Source organism: Halobacteriovorax sp. ZH5_bin.2, assembly GCF_043196375.1.
In the GTDB taxonomy this organism is placed as follows: domain Bacteria; phylum Bdellovibrionota; class Bacteriovoracia; order Bacteriovoracales; family Bacteriovoracaceae; genus Halobacteriovorax_A.
The window spans coordinates 228566-240139 of record NZ_JBEBMJ010000001.1 but is presented as its reverse complement, the minus strand read 5'-3'; the positions used below and the strand labels follow the sequence as shown (position 1 = coordinate 240139).

Annotated in this window: 12 protein-coding genes; 5 read left to right on the top strand and 7 right to left on the bottom strand. The window is 37.7% G+C overall.

Annotated features, from left to right (window positions below):
- Positions 1-110 precede the first annotated feature (110 nt).
- The 4 genes from coaBC to ABMA76_RS01120 are packed head-to-tail and all read left to right on the top strand — an operon-like array spanning position 111 to position 3911.
- The gene (gene coaBC / locus ABMA76_RS01135; RefSeq protein ID WP_392910345.1) at positions 111-1337 is read left to right on the top strand and encodes a bifunctional phosphopantothenoylcysteine decarboxylase/phosphopantothenate--cysteine ligase CoaBC; all 1227 of its coding nucleotides are present in this window, start codon (positions 111-113) and stop codon (positions 1335-1337) included.
- A complete protein-coding gene (gene panC, locus ABMA76_RS01130; RefSeq protein ID WP_392910347.1) occupies positions 1334-2203 on the top strand; it encodes a pantoate--beta-alanine ligase in 870 nt (289 codons plus the stop codon). The genes coaBC and panC overlap by 4 nt, the downstream gene beginning before the upstream one ends.
- Positions 2196-3515: a GTPase HflX gene (gene hflX / locus ABMA76_RS01125; protein WP_393060671.1), complete on the top strand. Its 1320-nt coding sequence runs from the start codon at positions 2196-2198 to the stop codon at positions 3513-3515. Before panC ends, hflX begins: the two co-directional genes overlap by 8 nt.
- 42 nt (positions 3516-3557) lie before the next feature.
- Positions 3558-3911, top strand: coding sequence for a hypothetical protein (locus tag ABMA76_RS01120; protein ID WP_392910352.1), 354 nt, complete (start codon positions 3558-3560; stop codon positions 3909-3911).
- A gap of 7 nt (positions 3912-3918) precedes the next feature.
- Here ABMA76_RS01120 and ABMA76_RS01115 read toward each other — a convergent pair whose 3' ends face one another.
- Both ABMA76_RS01115 and ABMA76_RS01110 read right to left on the bottom strand, forming a co-directional pair.
- Entirely contained in the window at positions 3919-4191 is a 273-nt protein-coding gene (locus ABMA76_RS01115; protein WP_392910354.1) for a peptidylprolyl isomerase, read from the bottom strand.
- Between the two features lie 99 nt (positions 4192-4290).
- Positions 4291-4599: a hypothetical protein gene (locus ABMA76_RS01110; protein ID WP_392910356.1), complete on the bottom strand. Its 309-nt coding sequence runs from the start codon at positions 4597-4599 to the stop codon at positions 4291-4293.
- A gap of 90 nt (positions 4600-4689) precedes the next feature.
- Here ABMA76_RS01110 and ABMA76_RS01105 point away from each other — a divergent pair, with 90 nt between their 5' ends.
- Entirely contained in the window at positions 4690-4980 is a 291-nt protein-coding gene (locus ABMA76_RS01105; protein ID WP_392858454.1) for a hypothetical protein, read from the top strand.
- Between the two features lie 7 nt (positions 4981-4987).
- Here ABMA76_RS01105 and ABMA76_RS01100 read toward each other — a convergent pair whose 3' ends face one another.
- From ABMA76_RS01100 to lpxK, 5 genes are all read right to left on the bottom strand, one after another.
- Positions 4988-5848: a prepilin-type N-terminal cleavage/methylation domain-containing protein gene (locus ABMA76_RS01100; protein ID WP_392910358.1), complete on the bottom strand. Its 861-nt coding sequence runs from the start codon at positions 5846-5848 to the stop codon at positions 4988-4990.
- Positions 5849-6361: 513 nt separating this feature from the next.
- Positions 6362-8092 carry a 30S ribosomal protein S1 gene (locus tag ABMA76_RS01095; RefSeq protein WP_392910360.1) on the bottom strand — a complete coding sequence of 577 codons (1731 nt, stop codon included), beginning with the start codon at positions 8090-8092 and terminating at the stop codon, positions 6362-6364.
- 166 nt (positions 8093-8258) lie between these two features.
- Complete coding sequence (locus ABMA76_RS01090; RefSeq protein ID WP_392858447.1) at positions 8259-9404, bottom strand: hypothetical protein; 1146 nt, start codon at positions 9402-9404, stop codon at positions 8259-8261.
- Between the two features lie 5 nt (positions 9405-9409).
- Positions 9410-10492, bottom strand: coding sequence for a DUF3108 domain-containing protein (locus ABMA76_RS01085; RefSeq protein WP_393060669.1), 1083 nt, complete (start codon positions 10490-10492; stop codon positions 9410-9412).
- 1 nt (position 10493) lies between these two features.
- Positions 10494-11567 (bottom strand): tetraacyldisaccharide 4'-kinase, encoded by a 1074-nt coding sequence (lpxK, locus tag ABMA76_RS01080; protein ID WP_392910365.1) that lies wholly within the window; start codon positions 11565-11567, stop codon positions 10494-10496.
- Positions 11568-11574 lie beyond the last annotated feature (7 nt).

The following is an 11574-nucleotide window of genomic DNA, read 5'->3' as shown; positions in this document are numbered from 1 at the left end:
TATTACACGGGCCTTCCGAATACCTTCAGATATTTCAAATTCAATGGCCTAAATCCTTAAAAACATATATAAGATAGACACATAGTATTAACAACCAGAAAGTTAAATATATGAAAATATTAGTAGGTGTATGTGGCTCAGTTTCCGCTTACAAGTCAATTGAGTTTGTAAGAGGACTGGTTAAAAAGGGCCACGAGGTAAAGGTTATCTTAACAGGCGGAGCAACGAAATTTGTTCAGGCAGACCTCTACACTTACCTTGGTGCGGCCGAAGTTTACAGCGCTCAATCCGACTTTAGTGCCAGTGTAGAAACGAAGTCAGTGCTTCATATTGAATTGGCAAAATGGGCCGACTCACTTCATATCTACCCTGCGAGTGCCAATACTATTGCCAATCTTGCCATGGGAAAGGCTGATGATCTTCTAACCTCTGTCTTCTTAGCAGGATGGGATAAGTTTCAAACAGTAATTTATCCGGCCATGAATACGTCGATGTGGACAAATCCAATCACACAAGAAAATATTGATCTATTGGCCCGCCTAAATAAGCAAAGTAATGTCTTTATTTATCCACCAGCATCTGGTGAACTTGCATGCGGCGATGTCGGTGCAGGTAAAATCCCAGCAGTTGAAGAGGTCTTAGCAAATTTTGATGCCATTAATCCTTCAATTAATGAATCCTCAAAAAGAGTGGTTATTACAGCTGGTGCAACAGTTGCTCCTATTGATCCAGTTCGCTTCGTCACAAATCCTTCATCTGGAAAAACGGGTTATGAGATTGCAAAAGAATCACTTCGCCTAGGGAATCAAACTGTAATCTTACTTGGGCAAAACTCTTGTCCAGAGTTTCAATACCTAAGAAGTCTTCCTGGAGTTAAGATTATTTCTGTTCGAACAACAGATGAAATGTATGAAGCAGTTCTTGCTCTTAAGAATCAATTTGATACTTATATCTCAACGGCCGCCATTAGTGATCTGAAGTTTAAAACAGCAGAAGGTAAGCTAAAAAAAGAGGCCCTTTCTTCAAACCTTGAGTTTGAAAAGGCCCAGGATATTCTTGCATATGTTGTTGCCAATAAACTGGACCATCAAATAATCGTTGGTTTTGCTGCAGAGACAGATCTTTCAAAAGAAGTTTTAGAATCAAAATATAATCGTAAACCAACAAAGCTCCTAGTTGGAACACATGTCAATAGTGGCCTTTGTAAAACTGAGCGAAAAGGTTTCGGAAATAATGAAGCTAACTACACAATCCTTAACAATGGTGAAATGGCCTTTACTGGCGAGCTATCAAAAATCGAGTTAGCAAAAGAAATATTTAAAAGGATTAAAGCTTGAAGTTAATTCAAACGCGATCAGATTTAATTGCAACAATGAAGGAAGTGTCTCACGACTCACTTGGCCTTGTTGCAACAATGGGTAACTTACATGCGGGTCACATGAGCCTTCTGACAAGTGCACTTGAAACTTGTGAGAAAGTAGTTGTTACCATTTTCGTAAATCCAAAACAATTTGGAGAAAACGAAGACCTCGATAGCTACCCTCGTACACCAGAACAAGACCTTGAATTAATTAGAGAAACTGCTGGTAATCGTGTTAATGACATCGTGGTTTTTCTTCCAAAAGATAATAGTGAGGTCTACCCTGCGGGCTTTAATACGACAGTCTCAGTTGAAGGAATTACCCAGAAGCTATGCGGTCAGAGTCGCCCTACTCACTTCAGTGGAGTAACGACTGTAGTCTACCAACTCTTCACTTTAATTAAACCAAGTCAGGCCTTTTTTGGACAAAAAGACTACCAACAAGTTTGTGTCATTAGAAAAATGGCCCATGACTTAAACCTTGAAATTGATATTACAACCGTACCAATTAAGCGTGAAGAAAGTGGACTTGCCCTATCATCTCGTAATGGTTACTTAACAAAAGAAGAAAAAGAGTACGCTCTTCTTCTTCCTAATAAACTTGATGAATTAGAAAATCTTCTAATGAGAACTACTTGGGTTGATGCTCAAGCTCAGTTAAATGAAATCCTTGAAGAAACCCTTAAGGATTCTAATTGGGACTATCTTGAAATTCTTGATAGCGCCAATCTAGAAGATGTTGAATCAAATACAAAAGAAATTGTTATCGCTGGAGCTTACTTCGTAGGAAGTAAACCAACACGTCTTATCGATAACAGATTAGTGGAAATTACTTATGCTTGATAATGAATTTTTTATTTCACGTGAGGCAAAGGCCTCTCTCGTCTCATTAGTTTGTCCCAAGTTCAAAGAACATGCGACAGAAAAAGACACTCTCCGCTCACTTGGAGAGCTGAGAGAACTAATGCGCACACTCGATATTGAAACAGGTGAACAGTACATTCAAAATAAGAAAACTGTTGATCCGGGAACAATCCTTGGAACAGGTAAACTGGAAGAAATCGCAATGGATGCAAAAGCAGAAGGTTCTACTCTTCTAGTTTTTGACTGTGAGTTAACTTCTTCACAAATTAGAAATATTAAGAAGCTAACAGGAATGTCTGTAGTTGATCGTTGCCACATTATTCTGGAGATTTTCTCTGAGCATGCACGTACGAAAGAAGCGCGTATTCAAATTGAAATCTCACGTCTACAGTACATTCTTCCACGTCTTGCTGGTTTCTGGTCTCACCTCGGCCGTCAAAAAGGTGGTATTGGTGTTCGCGGTGGTGAAGGAGAGCAACAGATTGAGCTCGACCGTCGTATCATTCGTGAGCGTATTGAGTTCTATAAAAAAGAACTTAAAGAAGTTGAAAAGTCTCGTATTGAGCAAAAGAAGAAACGTTCAAAGAAAGCAATTACAACGGCCCTCGTTGGCTATACAAATGCTGGAAAGTCATCTCTTATGAATCGTCTGTGCCGAGTTAATGTACTTGAAGAAGATAAGTTATTCGCAACTCTTGATTCAACATTTAGAATGCTAAACCCAGATACAAAACCACCAATGATTCTCATTGATACGGTAGGTTTCTTATCGAACCTCCCTAACACTCTAATTGATGGTTTCAAGACAACTCTTGAATCAGCACTTGAGGCTGACCTACTCATTATAGCTTGTGATATCAGTGACCCTAATTATGAGAAGCACCTTGAAGTAACAAATAACGTATTTGATGAACTAGGCCTAAGTGATAAAGAGCGCTTTATCGTCTTTAACAAGAAAGACAAATTAAATGATAAGATCACTGAAACGATTATAAAGAGAAAACACCCTAATAGCTTTGTGATCTCAAGTTTTAATACTGAAGAAATTGATGAGTTACGCGAGTATATTGTTAACTTCTTTTTAGAGAAACAAAATAACTACGATCTCTTTATTCCATATGATGCAGGGGCGGCCCATTCAATCGTCGTTTCAAAAACTAACGTTATTAGAACAAGTAATCACGAAAAAGGGATCTACTATCAAGTAAGAGTACCTGACTTTATTTATAACCCATTAGGGTTACAAAAGTTTGAACTAGGGCCTCATGATCCCCTTCTAGACGAAGTCTAAGTAAAAAACTAAATATAAATTTTACTATTCCGAAGAGCGAGTATGAACAAAATCATACTCGCACTAATTTTATCTATGTTATCTTGGTCTGCTCTTGCAGGTGTAAAAACGATCGAGGTTGAATCTTATTTTAAAACAGATATGGACTTCATGTTTTCCATCAAAAATAAGAATTACGATAAAGTCATTCTAGACTGCCAAGGATTTATCAACGGATTAAATCTTTATAGCTCTCGCGGACATGATATTTTCACACTTCCAGGTTATGGGCATTGCATGGCCATTCATAATGAAATTATTAAGAATATCAAAAATGAAAAAAAGTCTTGCTTGGTCTTAAATGATAAGGAAGGACAAATAGTCGTTCTGGACAACAAGTGCCCAGAACAAAAATAAAAGACGCTTAAGAAATTCTCTTAATTAGGTGGTAACCAAATTGCGTGCGAACGACTGGAGAAAGCTCTCCAACTTCTAGAGCAAATGCCGCCTTTTCAAATGGTGCCACCATCATTCCCTTACCAAACTCACCAAGATCTCCACCTTGCTGACCAGAAGGACAATTTGAAAAGTCTTTTGCAAGCTCTTCAAAAGTTTTTCCATCTTCTAATTTCTTTAATAAATCTTTCGCTTCATACTCTTGATCAACAAGAATGTGAGCACAACGAATCTTAGACATAGTTTTTCCTTTGAATATATTTTTTAAGAATGAAATCGCCAATAGTATGTTCCTATGATTACAAGAAGTATGATGGCCAGGCCAAGATACATGTATAACTCATCCCTCTCCATTGAAATCTCCACAAATTCGATCTAGATTTGAAAGAAGATTTGCAATATCTAGAGGTGCCTCAATAACACGTTGAGCACCCTCTTCTCCCTTTGTCACAAGCTGAACCACAGGAATATTCTGACAGAATTCTGATTCGATTTTCCCTATTGTATCGGCCGTAATTGTTGAAAGGTCCACGAGAATGACTTCAGGCACAATATCTCTAATAAAGTGAAAGGCCTCTTCTTCATTAGAAAGAGTGAAGAAATCTCCGCCAACTTCCTTACCTAACGCCTCGATAGCTGTGATCATCATTTGGTTATTAGACAAAAAGAATAGTTTTTTAATTTTCACGATTAAGCCTTCATATGTTACATTTAATCAATAAGTGTAATGGGAGTCCACATGTCTAGCCGCATTAAAATTATTGATAACCTATCCAATTCTACCTTATATGAGTTTTCAATGGAAGACGCAGATCGTGCATATCAAAAATCGGAAGAGCTAGAAGAGATGGGACTTGATATCAAACTAGTTATCCCTTCTGTATCACAGACACTTATCGAATCCCTTGGTGCCTCAAGTGAAACAATTGAGAAATTAAAAGAAATGATGGATGAAGAAATTGCCTCTCATATCAACGAAGAAGATGGTGGTTGTTCAATTTGTCTTCCCGATGGAAAGATCCACCAATAAAGACTATCTAAAACTCTTCATTTAGAAGTTTTTCCATCCTCTTAGTACTTTCCTGCAGAGACTTAAGAGATTCCATTGCCTTTTTTAGCTCAGGATTATTATCCACGGCCTTGTTAATATCTTCTTGTGATATTGCCTGCCCTGTTTTTTGAGCGGCCTCATTAACTGAGTCTTCAAACGCTTTATTATAATCACTCTTCGTCGACAATTCATTATTTGCGGACTCTTGCTTAGATGTTCCGGCATCAGTAGTCCCCTCATTATTAGGCCCTGAGGCGGAATTAGACTTAGCAGTTTCAGAAGAGCTTGAAGATGTATTCATAAATGGAATCTTAGGAAGATATAGCCCTCCAAGAACTCCACAATCTTCAACTCGATTTGAGTCATTAACAAAGAGATCAACTTCAAAGCGTTTAATAATAGTTTTGCCACCATATGCATTATCATTCATACGACTTAGTTCAAGATTTAACTTAAGCTCTGCACGATGGAAATCCTGGCCCTCAACTTTATTCACGTAGAAGTTTGTAATATACATTGAAGAAAGAACGAAATTCGTTCCGTTTACTTTATCCCCTATTGTGTACTTGGCCTTACCATCAGGCCTTACAATCTCATCCAAGATAAGATCGTTCTCTAGCTTACCAAGCTTCCCTAGTGATCTCTTACAGATCCCAGGTTTTCCCATATATGCCTTAATAGCATTGGCATAATTATTTAGTTCTGTTTGATTGATGGCCGTTTTTGTCGACTTCATCTGAGTCTTCATAAAACGCGCGAAACCTAGCGCAATGATGGCCAAGAGACCTGCGGCCATAACAATTTCAAGCAGAGTAAAACCAGAGTTATTTTTAGTGAATTTATGCATAAATATATTTTAAGGGAAGTTGGGATTTAAAGAAAGAATGAATATTAGTCTGTTTTAGAGGTGTGGTTTCAGGGGGTTGGACGATAATCACTTCGTGATTGCGTGGGCCGTGCCCTCTTTTGGAGCTTGTCGCGATCGGCTGCGCCTGCGTGGGTGGGTTTTCGCGATCGGCTGCGCCTACGCGGGTTTCTTTCCGCGATCGGCTGCGCCTACGCGGGTTTCTTTCCGCGATCGGCTGCGCCTACTCGGGTTGGTTTTCGCGATCGGCTGCGCCTACGCGGGTTGGTTTTCGCGATCGGCTGCGCCTACGCGGGTGGGTAATAAAAAAGGCCACCTTTCGGTGGCCTCATATATCTTTTTATATAAGATATTTTATTTGTAATCACTTCGTGATTACTTGCTCCTGCTGCGAACCGCTCGGGCTTGAACCCTCGCTCTCGACACCAAACTCTAGCTAAAGAGATGGGGAGCTAGCATAGCGTCCAATAGTTTGCCTTTGGGCAAACAATGACGCTATTCTTTACCTAGGTTGAAGCCCTTAAGAACGTCACCAAGAGTTGCAGACTTAACTACTTCTTGTTGCATTCCCTGAGTATCAGAGTTTAGAGCAGATTTCATAGAAAGAGCGATTTTCTTCGCATCTTTATCTAGAGAGATAACCATAGCTTTAACTACGTCACCTTTCTTAACTACGTCTTCTGGCTTCTCAACTCTATCTTCAGATAGTTCAGAAATGTGAACTAGACCTTCGATACCAGTTTCAAGTTCAACGAAAGCACCAAAATCAGTTACTCTAACGATTTGAGCTTCAACGATTGTACCAACTGGAAGTCTTGTTTCAATTTTCTTCCAAGGATCTTCTTTAAGTTGTTTAACACCTAGACAGAATTTTTGGTTTTCTTTATCAACTGAAACTACTGCAGCTTCAATATCATCACCAACTTTGTAATCGTCGTTTAGGTTGATATTTTTCTTAGTCCAAGAGAAATCAGATACGTGAATTAGAGCATCAACTTCTTCACCAAGGTCAACGAAGATACCAAATTCTACGATTGATTTAACTTTACCAGTTACTTTTGAACCTACAGGGAACTTAGCTTCTAGAGCATCCCATGGGTTTTCTTGAAGTTGCTTGATACCAAGAGAGATTCTCTTGTTTTCTACGTCAACTTCTAGTACTTGAGCTTCAACGATTTCACCTACAGTGAAGTGCTTCGTTGGGTTCTTGATAGAGTTTGTCCATGACATTTCAGAAACGTGGATTAGACCTTCGATTCCGTCATCAAGTTCAATGAAGATACCGTAATCTTTAACAGATACGATCTCACCTTTAACTTTTGTACCAGCAACATACTTCTCGTGTGCAGCTTCCCAAGGATTTTCTTGAACTTGCTTAAGACCAAGAGATACTCTTTCTTTTTCTTTATCAAACTTAAGGATCTTAACTTCGATTTCGTCACCAAGAGTAAGGATATTTGATGGGTGCTTAACACGTCCCCATGACATATCAGTGATGTGTAGAAGACCGTCAATTCCACCTAGATCGATGAATGCACCGTAATCAGTGATGTTCTTAACGATACCTTTAACAACCATTCCTTCTTCAATTTGAGAAAGAACTTCACCACGTAGTTTACCTCTTTCTTCTTGAAGAATAGCTCTTCTAGAAAGAACGATGTTTCCACGTTTCTTGTTGAATTTGATAACTTTGAATTCCATCTTCTTACCGATGAACTTATCAAGGTTTCTAGTTGGTCTAACATCAATTTGTGAACCAGGTAAGAAAGCCTTAACACCGATATCAACAGAAAGACCACCCTTAACTTTTGCTACAACTGTACCAGTAACTGGAGTACCGTCTTCACATGCTTCAGAAATTTTATCCCAAGCTTTAAGGATTTGAGCTTTGTCCATTGAAAGAACTAGGTTACCTAGGTGAGACTCTAGTTTATCAAGATAAACTTCAATTTCGTCACCAAGTGCAACTTTTAGAGAACCATCGTAGTTAGTGAATTCTCTTTTTGGAACAAGACCTTCTTGCTTGTATCCAATGTCAACAAGTACGTAATCAGGTGAGATGTTTACAATTTTACCTTTGAAAACTTCACCTTCTGTAAATGTTGGAGTTTCTGTCGAATCTAATAGCTTCGAAAACTCTGTTTCATCTCTTGTCTCAACGTCTTCGCCAAGAACAACTTCGTAACCTTGCATCCAAGATTGTTTTAGATTGTTTAAATCTGTCATAATTTACCTCACGGCAGACAACTGAAAGTGTCCAATCAGTGCCTTAATTTTTGATATCTAAAGGCAAGGCCTTTAGTGTAAATCTCTTCTACTGAAGACAATTTACTTTAAAATGATTTTGCGCATCTTATTATTTACGGGGCCCTACGTCAACAATAAAAACTTATTAATTATAGAACCTTAGGCGTTTATTCAGGTGTTTCTCGTACAGTTTAAATAGGTTATATTTATAACCATCGATACCATGCTCATTCCAAAGCTCATCGCGAGACTTTAGACATGATTCCTTGTACTTAGCATTGTTTTGGACAATATCCTTAACCTTGGCCCTTAACTCCCTAGCATCGCCCTGACGATAGGTAGCAAGTGAGCCATGATAGATACGATGCAACTCTTCAGTTGTGGCATTTCTTGGCACCGCAGTAGGAATACCTTTTAAAATTGCAAGAAGTGCATAATCTTCAATTGGCGATTTTGATGTATATGAAATCCAAATATCAGAGCGAACTTCATAAATATTATCATGCTCATGAAATTCAACGTAATTTTCAAGTTTGTACTCAGCAATCCTATCTTTAATGGGATTGTAGAGAATATTTCTCTCCCACTTTCGATTTGAGAAAATATGTAGCTTAAATCTCTTTGGTAGCTCATTATCTAAATTTAGTGCCCACAAAGATTCTAAGCATACAGAGAGGTCGTTTAGTTCAACTTCGTGATCATTTACCCAACAAGAAAGGTGAATGAGATTTTCTTCGTCAAAAGTATATTTTTTTTCAAAGTTAATCTTATCAACGCCAAGGCCTGAAGAATAAATCTTGCGAATAGGAACATCCATATGAGTATTGATAGAGTCAATCATCTCTCTAAAAGGGATAAAAATGAGATCAATTCTTCCTATCAGGCGGCGATACCAAAATTGCTTATAGAACTTACTAACTTCAAAGTTGATCGTGAAAAAGAGTGCAGTTAAGTTTCTCTTTCTTAAAAACGAGGCCAGTGGCCATAGGAAATTAAGTTGGTAGCAGTGAACGATATTGATATCATAGCGCTTAATAATGCCTCTTAGCTTTGAAAGCTTGTACCAATTCCATACACGAAGTTTAGTTGTCCCTGTGTGGAAGATACAATCGATTCCGGCCTTCTTACACTCACGATGGAGAAATGAATCCTTCAGACAGTAGATAAAGATATTATGGCCAATTTCTTTTAACAAAATACTATCTCTTAAAAGCATACGTTCCTTCGAACCTGAACTATAGGTTGGAGAAACATAGAGAATATTCTGTTGTTTTCTAAAAATATTAACCATTAATTTTACTTACCAGTATCCTTTCCTGCTTTATGAGAGATTAGCTCTCCTTTAACTGTTCCAATTTTAACCTTTGCAGAGAACTTTAGTACAGTTCTACTTTCATCCGTTGAGATCCAAAAGTTAATATCTCCCGACTTCTTTAAAACACCAGGGAATTCAGTTTGTGCCGTAATCTTATAGGCTTTATATAGCTTCCCCATCACTGTAATGTTTTCGATTTCATCAACAGTTGCCTTAAGAAGCCATGCCTTACCTCTTGTGATAATTGGAAAGTCAAAACTTGTTCCAATTTCCATAGGAATACCACGAATAAAATAAAGGGCCGAAAAAGAATCAGTAAAATAGCGTGGCAGATACTCAACTTTTTTTACTTTTTTCGTCTTCCCTTTCTTTAATCGGTTATAGAAAAAATATGTCTTTAATTCATCGTGATCAAATAGCTGAAGATCATCAACAATTTGACCAGACTCACGTTGCTTCATCTCATATTTTAAAGAAGAAAACTTCCCCTTATCAGCATCAACATAGACATCAAGAGTATCTTTCAGTTTATAAATTCCTTCAAAGTATTCAGCAGATTCTAAAAGTGCATTTACATGAAGAACATCTTTATCACCAATCTTTGCCATTGGTTGCGTACTAATAGTAGCAATACCGGCCTTAAAGATTGACCAGCTAATTTCATACTTAAATTCTTCACCAACAAAGAAGATAGGCTTGTAACTCTCCCAGTATTTTTTAGATTCTTTATCAAAATTTAAAAATACATTTGGATAGTCCTCACTTTCTTGAGGATTTAGTTTTACCTTTGGAGCTTCTACTACTTTCTTTGGTTTCTTCGCAACGGCCTTTGCCTCTTTCTTTTCAACCTTCTCAATTTCTTTCTCTTCGATAGAAGAAGAAAATGGCGGAGGAGTAGGCTTTGGCTGCTCAACTTCAGTCGTTTTAAATTTATCTAGAGTCTCACTTTCTTCTGTGGAGAAGATCTCCACAAGATCCACATCATCACTATCACTTTTCATGAGTGCACCGGCACAACCGAAAAGGAGTAAGGCAATAAGACTTAAAGAAAAAATATTTTTCACTCTAACCTCTAACAACCGAGTTGATTTTATCTTTTACAAATTGCTCGCCTTTTATAAATTCGATACCAATTTGTAGGTAGTGAATTTTATCACTACTTGAACACCTCTTCATTTTAACAATATCTTTCTCAGTTGTAAGAATGATGGCATCCTTTTCTTGTGCTAATTCGACAAGTCCATCTAACTCACTAACTTTATAGAGGTGGTGGTCAGGGAAATTAAAATCGTCAACTATATTTGCATCAAGTTGCTTAACTAATTTTAAGAATGCTTCCGGAGAAGCAAGTCCAGAAACACAGATTACACTTTTTCCTTTTAGGTCAGTTAAAGCATACTCTTCTTCGTGAAGAAGGTTCTTGATTGCACTAGGTGCATATTTGAAAAAGCCACTTGGTGTATTTGCCTTACAATTATCTAAAATATATGACTCAAGTGTATCAAGTTTTTCTTCGCTAACAAGATCGGCCCTACCAAATAGAACGATATCAGCTTCTCTTAATGCACTTACACCTTCTCTCAAGTATCCTCTAGGCGGACAATGATATTTTGACATTGGAAGAAGTGAATCAAAGAGTACAATATTTAAGTTTCTATTAATCTTTAAGTGTTGAAAGCCATCATCTAGAAGAACAACATCTGCTTTTTCTTCTTCATAATATCTTCTTAAGTTGTCACTTCGGTCCGCACCAACAACAACGCTTGCATTTTTTAAGTTTCGGCTTAAAACGAGGGCCTCATCACCAAAGACAAAAGGGTTCTCGCTGATCTTCTTGCCTGTTTTTATTATTCCACTCGATTTCTCAAGCTCACCTTTGTATCCTCTTGTTAAAACCATCGTTTTCTTATTTAGAATATCATTCAAATAATTTCCGATCCAAAGAGTAAAAGGTGTTTTACCTGTACCACCAAGAGAGAGGTTTCCAATACTAATAATTGGCACCTCAAACGATGATGATTTAAAAATCCCCATCTTAAATGCGAATCTTCTTAGGCGATAGATCCACTCCCATAGAAAACTAATTGGAGTCAGGGCCACAGAAAAGAAGTTAATGAGTTTTATATTAATATTATTCATGATTCCT